Raw genomic sequence first — 14837 nt, 5'->3', positions numbered from 1 at the left:
CTCGGGGTTTCCTGGGAGCGGTGCGAGCGTCAGCCCACCGGGGTCTGGACCTGGTCCGCGTCGAGGATCGTGTACGAGTAGCCCTGCTCCGCCAGGAACCGCTGCCGGTTCTGGGCGAAGTCCTGGTCGACGGTGTCCCGGGCGACGAGCGTGTAGAACGACGCGGGCAGGCCGTCCTTGTTCGGCCGCAGCAACCGGCCGAGGCGCTGTGCCTCTTCCTGTCGTGATCCGAAGGAGCCGGACACCTGGATGGCGACGGTCGCGTCGGGCAGGTCGATCGAGAAGTTCGCGACCTTCGACACGACGAGCACGTCGACCTCGCCGGACCGGAACGCGTCGTACAGTCGCTCGCGTTCGTCGACGGGCGTCGCGCCGGTGATCTCGGCGGCGTCGAGCGACGCGGCGAGTTCGTCGAGCTGGTCGATGTACTGCCCGATCACGAGGATCTGCTCGCCGCGGTGCTTCTCGATGAGCTCGCGCACCACGGGGGTCTTCGCCGGAGAGGTCGCCGCCAGCCGGTAGCGCTCGTCGTCGCTGGACGCCGCGTACTCGAGCCGGTCCTGGTGCGGCAGGTCGACGCGGACCTCGTAGCACTCCGCGGGGGAGATGTAGCCCTGGGCCTCGATCTCCTTCCACGGGGCGTCGTAGCGCTTCGGGCCGATGAGCGAGAACACGTCGCCCTCGCGGCCGTCCTCGCGCACGAGGGTCGCCGTCAGCCCGAGCCGACGGCGGGCCTGCAGGTCCGCGGTGAGCTTGAACACCGGCGCCGGCAGCAGGTGCACCTCGTCGTAGACGATGAGGCCCCAGTCGAGGGCGTCGAGCAGTGACAGGTGCGTGTACTCGCCCTTCCGCCGTGCGGTGAGGATCTGGTACGTCGCGATGGTGACCGGCCGGATCTCCTTGACGCTGCCGGAGTACTCGCCGATGTCCTCGGGCGCCAGGGTGGTGCGCTTGAGCAGCTCGTTGCGCCACTGCCGCGCCGAGACGGTGTTCGTCACGAGGATGAGCGTGGTCGCCTTCACCGTCGCCATCGCACCGGCGCCGACCAGGGTCTTGCCGGCGCCGCAGGGCAGCACGACGACACCGGAGCCCTGGGCGAAGAACGTGTCGACCGCCTGCTCCTGGTACGGCCGCATGTGCCACTCGGCGGTGTCGAGGTCGATCGGGTGCGGCTGGCCCGGCGTGTAGCCCGCCAGGTCCTCGGCCGGCCAGCCGAGCTTCACGAGCTCCTGCTTGACCTGCCCGCGTGCCCACGGCTGCAGCTCGACCTCGGAGGGGGAGCGCATGTCACCGAGCAGCGGCTTGATGCGCTTGGACCGGATCACCTCGGCCAGGACGGCCGGGTCCTCGGCGGTGAGCAGCAGCACGGGGAGCCGCTCGAGTTCCTCGGCGGGGGAGTTCGCGATGACGGGTGCGTCCGCACGCTCCTCGCGCCGGATCACGAGCCGCCCGTAGCGCGACACCGTGTCGCGGATGTCGACGGTGACGCTCTGCGGGACCGGGAACTTCGCGAAGCGTTCGAGCGTGTCGATCATCGCCTCGGCGTCGTGTCCGGCGGCGCGGGCGTTCCACAGGCCGAGGCGGGTGATGCGGTAGGTGTGCACGTGCTCGGGGGCACGTTCGAGTTCGGCGAAGGCCGCGAGCTCGTGGCGTGCGTCCTCGGCGTCGGGGTGTGCGACCTCGAGGAGCACGGTGCGGTCGCTCTGCACGATCAGCGGTCCGTTCATGACCTGCCAGCCTAGCCGTCGCGACCTGCGTGCGGGTGTCGGTCCGGCTCAGGCGTCGCTCTCGACCGCCACGACGAGCGACAGTGGGAGCGTGCGCTCCACGTCGACGGCCGTGTCGCGCCCGCGGACGCGCCCCGCCGCGACCGAGGTCGGCATGATCGAGAACGACCGCTCGGCGCCGTCCGGCATGCGGACGGTCAGCCGGATCGGTGTGCGTCCGCGCACGGCGAGGTCGATCTGCCGTCCGAGCCACTCCTGCTCCGGCTCGGCGTCGCCGCGCTGCGTCGTCAGCCGGAGCCGTTCGACGAGTGCGTGCGCCGCCTGCTCCGGCGAGCGTCCGGCATGGCTGCGCCGGACGGGAGGCCCGTGGTGCCGCACCGGGCGGGCTGCGGTCGCCAGGACGGCCGGGTAGCGCTGGTCCTCGAGCGCGGAGTGCACGACGTGCGGCGGGTAGCGGGTGACGAGGGTCGTCAGGTCGCTGCGCTCCCACGCCATCTGGCGCAGCTCCGCGTCGACGCCGACCAGGTCGAGCTGGTCCGGCGTGCCGCGCACGACGGCGCCGAGACCGTCGTCGCCCCGGTCGACGACGATGCTGCCGTCGCGGCCGGCCACCTGGTCGACCAGGTAGGCCAGGGGCTGGGGGATCCCGGTGGACGACAGGCGTCCGAGCAGTTCGAGCACGTCCTCGCGGGATCGTCCGGCGCGGAACGCCGCCCGCAGGGTGTCCTCGGAGATCCGGTACCGCGCGGCCAGGCCGGGCGCCTCGAGCACGGCGACGCTGCGGAGTGCGTCGTCGTCGACGGGGGCGAGCGGCCCGGGGGCGATCACGGTCAGGTCGTGCTGCAGGTAGACCTGCTCCACCGTCCCCGGCAGGTCGTCGGCAGCGGGGGCGGCGTCACCGGCGAGCAGTGCCCGGCCCGTGCTCGTGAGCACTCCGTCGACCGCCAGCCCGAGGGAGCCGGCATCGCCGACGGCCTCGAGCAGCGCGGCGTCGAGCCAACGTGCGCCGGCGGGGTAGGCCCACCGCCCGAGCGGGACCGGGTCGCGCAGGTCGCCGTCGGCCAGGGCGAACACCTGGTGCACGGCGTCGCCGAGGGTGGCCGACCAGGCGGCGACGAGGGTCGCCCAGCGGTCCGGCCAGGGGGCGAGGAGCCAGGAGCGACCGGCCTCGGTCACCGTCCAGTCGCCGGCGCCGGGCTCGGCGAAGCCGATGCGCTCGAGGAGCGCGAGACGCCCGGCGACGAGCTCGGCGTCCGTGCCGATGCGTTCCGCCAGGGTCCGCGAGAGCGGTGCGCCGATGCCGCCCTTGACGAGCTCGTGCACGGCGCCGGCGTCGACGGCGCGCAGGAGTTCGGCGAGCACGGTCATCGTCGAGAACGCCTGCTCCGCGCCGGTCGTGCGGGCACGCTCCGGAGCCGCCGCGTCGTCGACGTCGGCGGCGGGGCGGGGGTGGTCCGGGCCTCCCGGCCGCTCGTCGAGCGAGGTGAGGTCGGGGTGGGCGGCCACGCGTGCGGCGACCGCGTCGTCGACGGCGCCGTCCTGGTCGGCGAGGCCGAGCGCGATCGCCGGGCCGAGCGCGTCGGGGGCCCCGCCGTCGCGCAGCGCGAGGATCGTCGCACGGGGCAGGTGCTCGACGGCGGCGTCGACCGCGTCGTCGGCGCGGAGCGCCTCGGCGAGGTCGAAGAAGTCGGTGATCCGCTGCGGGCCGGTCTCGGCGAGTGCGGCGGCAGGCAGTCGCCGGGCGGCGACCAGTCGCTCGAGGGCGTCGTCCGGCATCGCCCGGAGTCGGGCGGCCAGGTCGGCGGTGGTCGTCATCGTCCGGTGCCAGCGTCCGGGGCGGACGTCAGCGCGCCGTCCGGTTGGCTCGTGCCCGACGGGTCCAGGTGATGCCGAGGAGCGTGAACACCAGGAGCATGGCGATCGGGAAGCCGACGAGCGGGATCGCCATGACGACCGGCCACGGCATCGACCCCTGGGCGCCCGAGTCGGTCAACCACATGATGATCATCGCGATGAAGCAGAGCACGCCGAGGATGATGATCCCACCGATCATGAACGCCAGAGCGCGTTCGGTACGATTGAACGTCACCGGGGGTTCAGCGGAATCCTGCGGGTTCCCGGTCGATCGGGTCGGCTTGGCCATCGACCCAGGATATCCGACGCACCACGGCCGTACCACGACCTCGAGGAGTCCACGCATGCCCACCGGCAAGGTCAAGTTCTACGACGACGACAAGGGCTTCGGCTTCATCACCGGAGACGACGGCGACCAGGTGTTCCTGCACGCGTCGTCGCTGCCCGACGGCGTCACGACCGTCAAGGCGGGTTCGCGGCTCGAGTACGGCGTGGTGCAGGGCAAGAAGGGCTCCCAGGCCCTGTCCGTCCGTCTGCTCGAACCGCAGCCGTCGCTGTCCCGCATGTCCCGCCGCTCCGCGGACGACATGGCCGTGATCGTCGAGGACCTGGTGAAGGAACTCGACCGCATCAGTGGCGACCTGCGCCACGGGCGCTACCCGAAGAACGGCGACCGGATCGCCGCGATCCTGCGGCACGTCGCAGACCAGCTGGAGGCGTGACGCCATGACCGAGAACGACGCAGTACTTCCCGATTACGCGGACTTGGCGCGGACCGCGCTGCTCGAGGTGACCCCAGAGTCGAGCGTCGGTGCCGTCGTCGACACCGTGGACGAGGGCGACGGCGTCGTCTCCGTCCTGTTCGCGAACCGCATGCCGGGGTACCCCGGGTGGCGCTGGACCGTCAGCATCGCGAAGGTCGGCGACGACGACCCGACCGTGCTCGAGGTCGAGCTCATGCCGGGCGACGGCTCCCTCGTCGCGCCGGAGTGGGTGCCGTGGTCCGAGCGACTGGCCGAGTACCGCGCCGCGCAGGAGCACGAGACCGGCGACGCGGACGACGAGTCGGACGACGACGAGTCGGACGACGATGACGACGTGGACGAGGACGAGGACGAGGACGACGACCTCGACGACGACGCGGAGTACGACGACGACGCGGACGAGTCGGACGACGACGCCGACGAGGACGACGACGAAGACGATGACGACGAGTTCGACGCGGACGAGGACGACCTCGCCGAGTCCGACGACGACGACATCGAGGGGGTCGACGTCGACGCGCTCGACGACAGCGACAGCGACAGCGACAGCGACGAGGACGAGGTCGAGGAGGCGCCCGCTCCGTCCCGCGGCGCCCGCCGTCGGTCGCGTCGTGTCCGCCCGGTCGACCCGGACGACGACCTCGACACGGCCCGGCTCGACCCGGCCGAGGTCGACCCCGAGCACCACCGGGACTGACCGGCACCGCCTCCGACGACGAACGCCCCACGGGATCCGTGGGGCGTTCGTCGTCGGGCTCGCGTGGTGCAGGCGTCCGGGTGCCGGGCGTCAGCCGAGTGCGTCGACGGTGAAGTCGATCGCGCGGACGAGCTTCGCGACGTCGTCGGGGTCGATTGCGGTGAAGGTGGCGACCCGGAGCTGGTTCCGGCCGAGCTTGCGGTAGGGCTCGGTGTCGACGATGCCGTTCGCCCGCAGGGTCGCGGCGACGGCCTTCGCGTCGATCGACTCGTCGAGGTCGATCGTGGCGACGACCTGCGACCGTGCGGCCGGGTCGGCCACGAACGGCGTCGCGTGGTCGGAGGCCTCGGCCCAGTCGTAGATCGTCGACGACGATGCCTTCGTGCGGGTGTCGGCCCACTGCAGGCCGCCGGACTCGTTGATCCACCGGACCTGGTCATCGAGCATGAGCAGGGTGGCCAGGGCCGGGGTGTTCAGCGTCTGGTTCAGCCGCGAGTTGTCGACGGCGTTCTGCAGGGACAGGAACTCGGGGACGTAGCGGTCCGAGGCGGCGATCCGCTCCACCCGCTCGAGCGCTGCCGGCGAGAACAGCGCGAGCCAGAGGCCGCCGTCCGAGGCGAAGTTCTTCTGCGGCGCGAAGTAGTACACGTCGGTGGCGGACACGTCGAACGCGACACCGCCGGCCGCGCTCGTCGCGTCGACGACGGTCAGGGCGCCGGGGTCGCCCTCGGCGCGGACCACGGGGGCCATCACGCCGGTGGAGGTCTCGTTGTGCGGGTACGCGTAGACGTCGACGCCCTCGACGGTCTCGAGCGCGGCGAGCGAGCCACCGGGGGCCTCGACGACGTGGGGGGCCTCGAGCCACGGTGCGGCGACGGCCTTCGCGAACTTCGAGCCGAACTCGCCGAAGGACAGGTTCTCGGCGCGGCGCTCGACGAGCCCGAAGGCCGCGGCGTCCCAGAAGGCGGTCGAGCCGCCGTTGCCGAGCACGACCTCGTAGCCGTCCGGCAGCGAGAACAGGTCGGCGAGCCCGGAGCGGACGCTGCCGACCAGGTCCTTGACGGGCTTCTGCCGGTGGGACGTGCCGAGGATCGTCGCCCCGCGCGTCACGAGGGACTCGAGCTGCGCGCCGCGGATCTTGGACGGTCCGCAGCCGAAGCGGCCGTCGGTCGGGAGGAGTTCGGCGGGGATGACGATGTCTGCCATGCACCGATCCTAGCCAGCCCGATCCGCGTCGCGACGCCCCCGCACCGGCCGGACGGGGCGGCTGTGGAGCGGTCCACCCCGACGCCGCGCGGGCGGTCGGCTCCGCGCACGACGGCCGTCGTTCGGTGCCCGTCGGGTCGAACAAGTAGGGTGGTGGCCGCTGGGCCCAGACATGAGAGGCGGACCGTGACCGATCTCGTCGACACCACGGAGATGTACCTGCGCACGATCCTCGACCTCGAGGAAGAAGCGATCGTGCCGCTGCGTGCGCGCATCTCCGAGCGCCTCGGCCACTCCGGTCCGACGGTCTCCCAGACCATCGCCCGCATGGAGCGCGACGGCCTGGTCGTCGTCTCCGGCGACCGGCACCTCGAGCTCACCGACGAGGGCCGCTCCCGGGCGACCCACGTCATGCGCAAGCACCGCCTCGCCGAGCGCCTGCTCGCCGACGTCATCGGCCTCGACTGGGCGTTCGTCCACGACGAGGCCTGCCGGTGGGAGCACGTGATGAGCGAGCAGGTCGAGGTCCGCCTGCTCGAGATGCTCGGCAACCCGACCGAGTCGCCCTACGGCAACCCGATCCCGGGCCTGGCCGAGATCGGCGGGCCGGCCGCCGCCGGGTTCCTCGACGGCGTGCAGCACATCGTCGCGGCGACCGAGGGCACGGACGCCGTCGCCACCGGGGTGATCCGCCGACTCGGCGAGCCCGTGCAGTTCGAGCCGGAGCTCCTCCACCAGCTCCGCACCGCCGGCGTGATGCCCGGACGGCTCGCCCGCGTGCAGCGCGCCGGGGCCTACGTCGCGGTGCGCGTCGACGGCGAGGACGCCGGCATCGAGCTCCCGGTCGAGGTCGCGCAGCACGTGTACATCGAGCGGGACTGATCCTCCGGCCCTGACCAGGGCTTCTTTACCGGATCGTTACAAACGGGCGTTTTGGTCTCGACAAGGTAACGACGCCTGCGTACACTCGTCCGAGTCCCCGCGCTGCGCCTGGCGTGGAGACCCGTGGCAGGACGTCTCGAACCCGTCTCCTGCCTCGATCGGAAACGATGACGAACGGATGGGGTTGCACGTCGCCGGGTACCCACGGCCGCGTGATGACGAGACGCCGGAGACCCACCCTTGACGCAGACCGGTTCCGCCGCGGACGCCCCGACGCCCGCGAACCCGACGAACGCCGCGACCCTGACGAACACCGAGAACGCCACCGACGCACCGCTCACCCGGCGGTCCCTGCGTCAGGCCGACAGCCGACCGACCCGCACGGTCGTGCCCGTCCGCAGCGCCCCGCTCCCCGGCGGCCGCCGAGCCGCGCAGGCCGCGGCCGACGCGACCGCCGCCAAGGCGAGCGCCTCGTCGCGCAAGCGCCGGTTCCTCGCGCCGGTCGTGCTGACCGTCGCCGTCGGCATGTTCGGCACCGTCGCGGTCGCCCCGGCGTTCGCCGCCTCGCAGTCGACCACCGGCACCGACGCCGCCTCCGCCCAGCGCGAGGCCCGTGCGACCCAGAGCCAGGAGCTCTCCGTCTCCGACGCCGTCGCCCTGGCCGACACGAGCCGCGACGGCTACGGGGCCACCTCGACCGCCACGCTCGACGCCCGCGCGGAAGCCCGCCAGGCAGCGGCGCAGCAGGCCGCCGACGAAGCCGCAGCTGCCGAGGCCGCCGAGCAGCAGGAGCAGTCGGCCGCGACGTCCGACGCCCGTGCGCAGACCGCCCAGCAGTACGCGTCGTACTCCGGCCCGTCCGCCGCCGACTACGTGGCCAGCTCGACCGCGGCGGACACGCCGTTCTCGCTGCCGGCCGTCGTCGCCACCGCCAAGCAGTACATCGGCACCCCGTACGTCTTCGGCGGCGCCGACCCGTCCGGCTTCGACTGCTCGGGCTACGTGATGTTCGTCTACGCCCAGCACGGCATCAACCTGGCGCACTCGGTCCCGCTGCAGGACCAGGCCGGCACCACGATCCCCGAGTCCGAGGCCCAGCCCGGCGACGTCGTCATCTTCAACAACGAGGCGCACGACGGTTTCTACATGGGCAACGGCATGATCATGGACGCGCCGAAGCCCGGCGGCTCCGTCTCGATCCGTCCGATCTGGACGAGTGATTACCACATCGTCCGCTTCGGGATCTAGCGACCAGCGTCCCTCCGGCGTGTGAACTCCACCCGAACCGGTCCGTGCACCCTCGTGCCGGGCCGGTTTCTGGGTTAACCTGACGCTGCACCGGTCCGTACCGGCGCGGACAGGGAGACCTGATGTCGATGTTCCGCACGACCCGCACCATGGGTCGGCGCGCGCGCGTCGACATACGGTCGACCACAGCCTGCGTGCACGAGCACGCCCCTGCATGACGAGAGCACTGCCCATCCGGGTGGTGCTCTTCGTGGTTCCGGGGAGTGTGAGCAGGTCGGGGTCACCCGTTCGTCGTCGACGGTCCGACGCACCCGCAGCGCCTGGAAGCCGTCCAGGCACGTCGGAAGGGAACCCATGCGCACTCTCGTCCTCAACGCCGGTTACGAGCCCCTCGCGGTGATCTCGTTCCGACGAGCCCTCGTACTGGTCATGAACCAGAAGGCCGCCATCGTCGCCGCGGACCTCGACCACCCGGTCACCGGGTCCACCGCGGTCTACGACCGTCCGTCCGTCATCATCCTCACCCGCTACGTCCGCATCCCGCACTCGCGCTTCGTCCCGGTGTCCCGCCGCGGGGTCCTGCGCCGTGACGGCAACCGCTGCGCCTACTGCGACCGGCAGGCGACGACCATCGACCACGTGCAGCCGAAGTCGCGCGGCGGCCAGGACTCGTGGGAGAACCTCGTCGCCTGCTGCCTCGCCTGCAACAACACGAAGGGCGACCGCACGCCCCAGGAGATGGGGTGGCACCTGCGGTTCCGCCCGAAGGTGCCGCACGGGGCGTCGTGGGTGGTCCGCGGCATCGAGCGCCCGCAGTCCGAGTGGGACGAGTACCTCGTGGCCGCGTAGCGGCGCCGCCCGCTCCGTGAGCAGCAACGGCCGGGTCGCGTCCGTCGACCCGATCGTTGCTGCGCACCACGCGGCGGACGGGAGACCCGTGGCGGCGCCGCCACGGGCCTCCCGTCCGTCTGTCGGTCGCGCTGACTAGCGTCACCGACATGGGCGAGACACCGCACATCGACGACGCGACCATCGACGACCTGCGCGCGCGGTTGCGGGCGACGCGCTGGCCCGATGCGCCGGCCGGGACCGGTTGGTCGCTCGGCGTGGACCTCGACGTCCTGCGCCCGCTCGTCGAGTACTGGGCCGACGGGTTCGACTTCGACGCACACCGCGCCGAGCTCGCCGCACTGCCCTCGCGCCGTGTCGTCGTGGACGGCATCGGCATCCACGTCCTGCACGCCCGTGCTGCGCAGCCGGACGCCCTGCCCGTCCTGCTCGCGCACGGCTGGCCGGACTCCGGGTGGCGGTACCGCAAGGTGCTGCCGATGCTCGTCGACGCCGGCTACGACGTCGTCGTGCCGGACATGCCGGGGTACGGGTTCTCGGACGCCCCGCCGCAGGTGCTCGACGCCCGGCAGGTGGCCGGCACGTGGGCGACGCTGATGACGGAGCTCGGCCACGAGCGCTTCGCGGTGTCCGGCGGCGACATCGGCACGCACGTCGCCCGGTACCTGGCACTCGACCACCCCGACCGGGTCGTTGCCGTGCACCGCATCGACGGTGGGCTCGCCTGGCCGGGCCTCGACCCGGCGACGCTGTCCGGACCCGAGCGGGAGTTCGTCGCCGCGACCGACCGGTGGCGCACCGCCGAGGGCGCCTACGCGATGCTGCACCGGACCAAGCCGCAGACCGCCGCCGTCGGGCTGAACGACTCACCTGCGGGACTGGCCGCCTGGATCGTCGAGAAGCTCCGGGCGTGGAGCGACTGCGACGGCGACCTGTGGTCGGTGTACACACGCGACGAGGTCCTGGCGCTGCTGACCGAGTACTGGGCCACTGCGACCATCGGGTCGGCGATGCGGATGTACCACGCGAACGCGGCGATCCCGGCGGAGCAGCTCGAACGGAGGGTCGAGGTGCCGTCAGGGTTCTCGATCTTCCCCGGCGACATCGTGCGGGCGCCGCGGGAGTGGCTCGAGCGCACCACGAACCTGGTGTTCCACCACGAACTCGACCGCGGCGGCCACTTCGCGCCGTTCGAGCAGCCCGACCTGTTCGTCGACGAGCTGCACGCGTTCCTGGGCCGGTTCCGCCGCTAGAGTGGTCGGGCCAGCCTCTGTAGCTCAATGGAAGAGCAGTTCCGTCCTAAGGAAACGGTTGGGGGTTCGAGTCCCTCCAGGGGCACCACGGGGACCACGGGGCACCGCAGGTCACCGCAGGGCTCGAGTCCCTGCGGCGATCCCCGCGATCAGCCGGCCTCGTCCGGGATCGGGTGCTCGCCCTGCCAGATCGCGTCGACCTGTTCGAACTCGCGCGGCGCGCACTGCGTGTCGAGGACGTCGAGGGCTTCCATCGGCGTCGACCAGATGTACCACGGGCCGGCGCCGGGGCCCGTGCTCGACCACGAGCCGTCGGCGTACCACGACGGCGCCACGTCGCCGATCGGGTGCCCCGCCTGCGCCATGCAGGCCGCGAGCCGGTCGAACGCGGCTGTGTACTCGGCCAGGGTGACGGTCCCGTCGGCGACCGCGGCCTGCTGCTGGGTCGAGGGCTGCGCGATCCGTGCCGACCGGGCCCACGACGCCCACACGGCGTAGCGGGCACCGCCGCCACCGGAGACCGACACGGCGGCCGCTCCGGACCCGGTCAGCGGGGAGAGGCTCCACCGCGGCATGGACCCCGGTGTGCACGCGACGGCGTCGGCGACGGTCGTCCCGCCGACCTCGACCGTGAAGGTGCCCGGGTCGAGGCACTCCCACGTGAGCGTCACCCGGTCGGCTCCTCCCGGCCGCGTGCCGAGCGAGAACGAGGCGTCGCCGTGGGTGACGGCGAACGCGGGGGAGCCGAGCATCGATCCGTGGTTGACCGCGACCGTCCCGTAGCGGGTCGTCGTCGCGAGCAGGTCCTCGCGTGCGGCGTCCGCGGTGGCGCCGGGGAGCGCCGCAGCCGTGATCCCTCCGGTGAGCCCGGCACCGACGGCGAAGGCCGTCACGACCGCGGCGACCGTGCTGCGGGTGGGGCGTCGTCGTCGCGGACGCGCGGGGTGGGCCGTCGCGTCGACGTCGGCGACGAGTGCGTCGCGCATCGAGGCGAGTCGGGGGGAGATCTGGTCGTCGTTCACGGGGTGCCTCCGAGGGGTGCTGCGGTGGTCGAGTACTGCTGCTGGAGCCGGGTCTTCGCCCGGTGGAGTCGGGACTTGACGGTCCCGGGTGCGACCCCGAGGGCCACCGCCGCTTCGCGTTCGCCGAGGCCCTCGAGCACGCAGAGGGTCAGGACCCGCTGGTCGGCGACGGGGAGTCCGCGGAGGGCCGCGACCGCCTCGGCGTCGGTGTACGCCTCGGCCGGGTCCGGTGCAGGGTCGTCCACCGGGAACCTGCCGAGGAAGGCCCGGTGACGCCGTGCGGCGCGGGTCGTGTTGTGCGCGGTGTTCGTCGCCGTGACGAGCAGCCAGGGCAGCATGGAGTCGTCGACGAACCGCACCCGGTCGCGCTTCCGCCAGGCCTCCAGGAAGACGATCGCCACGACGTCGTCGGCGTCGGTCGGTGTGGGGACGAGTCCGGCGACGTGCCGGCGGAGCCGCGGTGCGTGCCGGTCGAAGACCCTGCCGACCGCGCGCCCGTCCCCGGCGACGGCCAGGGCCCAGTCGGCCCGGTCCCCCGTGATCTGGTTCATGCTCCGTATTGTCCGGTGGCCCCGGATCGGTTCCCGCGGCCGGCCCCGCGTTCTCCACAACCGTCGCGCCGGACGGTTCCGCGCTCCGCGCGCCCCGTACGATTGACCCCGTGTCCAAGGTCCTGAGCAGTCTCCCCGTCGGCGAACGAGTCGGCATCGCGTTCTCCGGAGGTCTCGACACCTCCTGTGCCGTTGCCTGGATGCGTGAGAAGGGGGCGATCCCCTGCACGTACACCGCCGACATCGGCCAGTACGACGAGCCCGACATCGACGCGGTGCCCGGCCGCGCGCACGAGTACGGTGCCGAGATCGCCCGGCTCGTCGACGCGAAGAGCGCCCTGGTCGAAGAGGGCCTCGTCGCCCTGCAGACCGGCGCCTTCCACATCCGTTCCGGTGGCAAGACCTACTTCAACACGACGCCGCTCGGCCGCGCGGTGACCGGCACCATGCTCGTCCGTGCCATGAAGGACGACGGCGTCGACATCTGGGGCGACGGCTCCACCTACAAGGGCAACGACATCGAGCGGTTCTACCGCTACGGCCTGATGGCCAACCCGCGCCTGCGCGTCTACAAGCCGTGGCTCGACTCCGAGTTCGTCCAGGAGCTCGGCGGCCGCAAGGAGATGAGCGAGTGGCTCGTCGAGCGTGGCTTCCCGTACCGCGACTCCACCGAGAAGGCGTACTCGACCGACGCGAACATCTGGGGTGCGACGCACGAGGCGAAGAGCCTCGAGGAGCTCTCGAGCGGGCTCGACCTCGTCGAGCCGATCATGGGCGTCGCCGCCTGGCGTGACGACGTCGAGGTCGCGACCGAGGTCGTCTCCGTCCGCTTCGAGGCCGGTCGCCCGGTCGCGATCAACGGCGTCGAGTACCCCGACGCGGTCGCCCTGGTCTACGAGGCGAACGCCATCGGTGGCCGCCACGGCCTCGGTGCGTCCGACCAGATCGAGAACCGCATCATCGAGGCGAAGAGCCGTGGCATCTACGAGGCGCCCGGCATGGCCCTGCTGCACATCGCCTACGAGCGCCTGCTCAACGCGATCCACAACGAGGACACCGTCGCGTCGTACCACAACGAGGGTCGCCGACTCGGTCGCCTCATGTACGAGGGGCGCTGGCTCGACCCGCAGTCGCTCATGCTGCGCGAGTCGCTGCAGCGCTGGGTCGCGTCGGCCGTCACCGGCGAGGTCACGCTGCGCCTGCGTCGCGGCGACGACTACACGATCCTCGACACGACGGGTCCGGCGCTGTCGTACCACCCGGACAAGCTGTCGATGGAGCGCGTCGGCGACGCGGCCTTCGGCCCGGACGACCGCATCGGCCAGCTCACCATGCGCAACCTCGACATCGCCGACTCGCGGTCGCGGCTCGAGCAGTACGCGGCCGCCGGGCTCATCGGCGGGGCGACGGGCGACCTCGTCGGCACGCTCGAGTCGGGCGAGGCCGAGGAGATCCTCGGCGGTGCGGTGCAGTCCTCCGACGCCGAGCTCGCGCGTGACCGCGCGACGGACGCCGCGTCCGAGGGCGCGGCCTTCGACTCCGGGACCGACTGACCCGAGCGATCACGCGGCCCGGACGCCGCGACCAGCGCCGGACGGGGAGCTGCCCACCGGGCACGGCCGGTCCGGCGCTGGCGCGTCAGCCCGGAACCTGCCCTTCGGGCACGGCCCGTCCGGCGCTGGCGCGTCGGCTCGGGACCGGCCGGTGGGGGCCGCGGTGCCAGCCGGCACCGCGCCTCCCGTCCCATCCGGAACACGCGTCGGAGCGGCCACGAAACGCACCGCGTTCGACGCCGGGCGGGCGCCACCCTACGGTGGAGGTACCGGGTCGGTATCAGGGATCCGTCGTCACGATGCTCCCCACGTCCTGTGGGGTCTGGCACAGCGGGTCGACCCGGACGGATCCGGGATGCGCATCATCCCGACGAAGGGCTGGTCGTCATGGCCGCCAGGATGCCCCACGATTGGCACCGCCACGGTCTGCGGTCGCCGGAAGACCTCGCCGCCCTCGTGGCGGAGCGACTCGAGGGGACGGGCCTCGTGTCCGCCGCCTCGGCCGACCTCAACCACGAGCCGTCGTACGCCGACTTCCTCGGCGAGCAGCTCTGACTCCGGGCCGTCGGAGGAGCGCGCCCCAGTAGCATCTGGGCATGCGCACCGGCGGAACCAGAGCAGCGGCCCTCGCGATCGTCATCGGCGGGTTCCTCGCGCTCGTCGGCGCCCAGCCTGCCTCGGCGCACGCCGGGCTGACCGGCAGTGACCCGGCGGACGGTTCGGTGGTCACCGAGCCCCTCGACCGCGTGGCACTCACCTTCACCGAGGCGCCGCTCGCCGGCCTCGACGCCGGCCTGCGCATCGAGGTCACCGGTACGGACGGCACAGCCGCGTCGCGCGGCGACGTGACCGTCGACGGGACGACCATGAGCACGGCGGTCGACCTCGAGAACGGTGCGTACACGGTGCTCTGGCGCTACCTCTCGCCGGACGGGCACCCGATCGACGGCTCCTTCGGGTTCGAGTACCGGGTGCCGACGGCGGAGGCCACGGCCGAGCCGACGTCCCCGGCGAGCACCCCCACGAGCGCCTCGACGAGCGTGCCGTCCGCCTCGGCGGTCGCCGTCGCGGACGGAGCGCCGGCAGCGACGGACGGGATCGCTCCCGGGGTGTGGATCGCGCTCGGCGCGGGCGTCGTGCTCGTGCTGGCCGCCCTCGTCGTGCTCGTCGCGCGGCGCGGTCGGGGCGCCGGACCGACCGCCGTCGAGTGAGCAGGACCGCTCGGTCCACC

The 14837-nt window shown here is 72.5% G+C and carries 15 protein-coding genes and 1 tRNA gene; 10 read left to right on the top strand and 6 right to left on the bottom strand.

Annotated elements, in window-relative coordinates; translation table 11 throughout:
• Positions 1-29: 29 nt before the first annotated feature.
• The 3 genes from BIU94_RS15070 to BIU94_RS15060 are packed head-to-tail and all read right to left on the bottom strand — an operon-like array spanning position 30 to position 3870.
• A complete protein-coding gene (locus BIU94_RS15070) occupies positions 30-1727 on the bottom strand; it encodes a DNA repair helicase XPB (RefSeq protein ID WP_071262630.1) in 1698 nt (565 codons plus the stop codon).
• A 48-nt stretch (positions 1728-1775) separates the two neighbouring features.
• On the bottom strand, positions 1776-3542 hold the full coding sequence (locus BIU94_RS15065) for a helicase-associated domain-containing protein (protein WP_071262629.1): 1767 nt from the start codon (positions 3540-3542) through the stop codon (positions 1776-1778).
• Positions 3543-3570: 28 nt separating this feature from the next.
• Complete coding sequence (locus BIU94_RS15060) at positions 3571-3870, bottom strand: hypothetical protein (protein ID WP_071262628.1); 300 nt, start codon at positions 3868-3870, stop codon at positions 3571-3573.
• A gap of 55 nt (positions 3871-3925) precedes the next feature.
• On the opposite strand from BIU94_RS15060, the gene BIU94_RS15055 reads away from it, so the two are divergent.
• Complete coding sequence (locus BIU94_RS15055; protein ID WP_071262627.1) at positions 3926-4303, top strand: cold-shock protein; 378 nt, start codon at positions 3926-3928, stop codon at positions 4301-4303.
• A gap of 4 nt (positions 4304-4307) precedes the next feature.
• Complete coding sequence (locus BIU94_RS15050; protein ID WP_083404888.1) at positions 4308-5042, top strand: DUF3027 domain-containing protein; 735 nt, start codon at positions 4308-4310, stop codon at positions 5040-5042.
• A 90-nt stretch (positions 5043-5132) separates the two neighbouring features.
• Here BIU94_RS15050 and serC read toward each other — a convergent pair whose 3' ends face one another.
• Positions 5133-6248: a phosphoserine transaminase gene (serC, locus tag BIU94_RS15045; protein WP_071262625.1), complete on the bottom strand. Its 1116-nt coding sequence runs from the start codon at positions 6246-6248 to the stop codon at positions 5133-5135.
• Between the two features lie 186 nt (positions 6249-6434).
• Here serC and BIU94_RS15040 point away from each other — a divergent pair, with 186 nt between their 5' ends.
• The 5 genes from BIU94_RS15040 to BIU94_RS15020 all read left to right on the top strand — a co-directional run bounded on the left by BIU94_RS15040 (position 6435) and on the right by BIU94_RS15020 (position 10568).
• Positions 6435-7130, top strand: a complete 696-nt coding sequence (locus BIU94_RS15040; protein ID WP_071262624.1) for a metal-dependent transcriptional regulator — start codon at positions 6435-6437, stop codon at positions 7128-7130.
• Positions 7131-7370: 240 nt separating this feature from the next.
• On the top strand, positions 7371-8378 hold the full coding sequence (locus tag BIU94_RS18225) for a C40 family peptidase (protein ID WP_071262623.1): 1008 nt from the start codon (positions 7371-7373) through the stop codon (positions 8376-8378).
• 354 nt (positions 8379-8732) lie between these two features.
• Complete coding sequence (locus BIU94_RS15030) at positions 8733-9227, top strand: HNH endonuclease (protein ID WP_071262622.1); 495 nt, start codon at positions 8733-8735, stop codon at positions 9225-9227.
• Between the two features lie 149 nt (positions 9228-9376).
• Positions 9377-10480, top strand: a complete 1104-nt coding sequence (locus BIU94_RS15025) for an epoxide hydrolase family protein (RefSeq protein WP_071262621.1) — start codon at positions 9377-9379, stop codon at positions 10478-10480.
• Between the two features lie 13 nt (positions 10481-10493).
• A tRNA-Arg gene (locus tag BIU94_RS15020) sits at positions 10494-10568 on the top strand.
• Between the two features lie 61 nt (positions 10569-10629).
• Here the strand turns inward: BIU94_RS15020 and BIU94_RS15015 are convergent.
• Both BIU94_RS15015 and BIU94_RS15010 read right to left on the bottom strand, forming a co-directional pair.
• Positions 10630-11502 (bottom strand): hypothetical protein, encoded by an 873-nt coding sequence (locus BIU94_RS15015; protein ID WP_071262620.1) that lies wholly within the window; start codon positions 11500-11502, stop codon positions 10630-10632.
• Positions 11499-12053, bottom strand: a complete 555-nt coding sequence (locus tag BIU94_RS15010; protein WP_071262619.1) for an RNA polymerase sigma factor — start codon at positions 12051-12053, stop codon at positions 11499-11501. Before BIU94_RS15010 ends, BIU94_RS15015 begins: the two co-directional genes overlap by 4 nt.
• A gap of 110 nt (positions 12054-12163) precedes the next feature.
• Here BIU94_RS15010 and argG point away from each other — a divergent pair, with 110 nt between their 5' ends.
• The 3 genes from argG to BIU94_RS15000 all read left to right on the top strand — a co-directional run bounded on the left by argG (position 12164) and on the right by BIU94_RS15000 (position 14817).
• Entirely contained in the window at positions 12164-13606 is a 1443-nt protein-coding gene (gene argG, locus BIU94_RS15005) for an argininosuccinate synthase (protein ID WP_071262618.1), read from the top strand.
• A gap of 399 nt (positions 13607-14005) precedes the next feature.
• Complete coding sequence (locus BIU94_RS17895; RefSeq protein ID WP_175472144.1) at positions 14006-14161, top strand: hypothetical protein; 156 nt, start codon at positions 14006-14008, stop codon at positions 14159-14161.
• Between the two features lie 41 nt (positions 14162-14202).
• Entirely contained in the window at positions 14203-14817 is a 615-nt protein-coding gene (locus tag BIU94_RS15000; RefSeq protein ID WP_071262617.1) for a copper resistance CopC family protein, read from the top strand.
• Positions 14818-14837: the final 20 nt, after the last annotated feature.

This window comes from Curtobacterium sp. MMLR14_006 (genome assembly GCF_001864985.1).
Lineage (GTDB): Bacteria > Actinomycetota > Actinomycetes > Actinomycetales > Microbacteriaceae > Curtobacterium.
This window is presented reverse-complemented; position numbering and strand designations above follow the sequence as displayed.

Excerpts from the sequence above, each read along its gene's own strand:
- BIU94_RS15070 (WP_071262630.1), bottom strand. The coding sequence starts at position 1,727 with ATGAACGGACCGCTGATCGTGCAGAGCGACCGCACCGTGCTCCTCGAG.
- BIU94_RS15065 (WP_071262629.1), bottom strand. The coding sequence starts at position 3,542 with ATGACGACCACCGCCGACCTGGCCGCCCGACTCCGGGCGATGCCGGAC.
- BIU94_RS15060 (WP_071262628.1), bottom strand. The coding sequence starts at position 3,870 with ATGGCCAAGCCGACCCGATCGACCGGGAACCCGCAGGATTCCGCTGAA.
- BIU94_RS15055 (WP_071262627.1), top strand. The coding sequence starts at position 3,926 with ATGCCCACCGGCAAGGTCAAGTTCTACGACGACGACAAGGGCTTCGGC.
- BIU94_RS15050 (WP_083404888.1), top strand. The coding sequence starts at position 4,308 with ATGACCGAGAACGACGCAGTACTTCCCGATTACGCGGACTTGGCGCGG.
- serC (WP_071262625.1), bottom strand. The coding sequence starts at position 6,248 with ATGGCAGACATCGTCATCCCCGCCGAACTCCTCCCGACCGACGGCCGC.
- BIU94_RS15030 (WP_071262622.1), top strand. The coding sequence starts at position 8,733 with ATGCGCACTCTCGTCCTCAACGCCGGTTACGAGCCCCTCGCGGTGATC.
- BIU94_RS15025 (WP_071262621.1), top strand. The coding sequence starts at position 9,377 with ATGGGCGAGACACCGCACATCGACGACGCGACCATCGACGACCTGCGC.
- BIU94_RS15010 (WP_071262619.1), bottom strand. The coding sequence starts at position 12,053 with ATGAACCAGATCACGGGGGACCGGGCCGACTGGGCCCTGGCCGTCGCC.
- BIU94_RS17895 (WP_175472144.1), top strand. The coding sequence starts at position 14,006 with ATGCCCCACGATTGGCACCGCCACGGTCTGCGGTCGCCGGAAGACCTC.
- BIU94_RS15000 (WP_071262617.1), top strand. The coding sequence starts at position 14,203 with ATGCGCACCGGCGGAACCAGAGCAGCGGCCCTCGCGATCGTCATCGGC.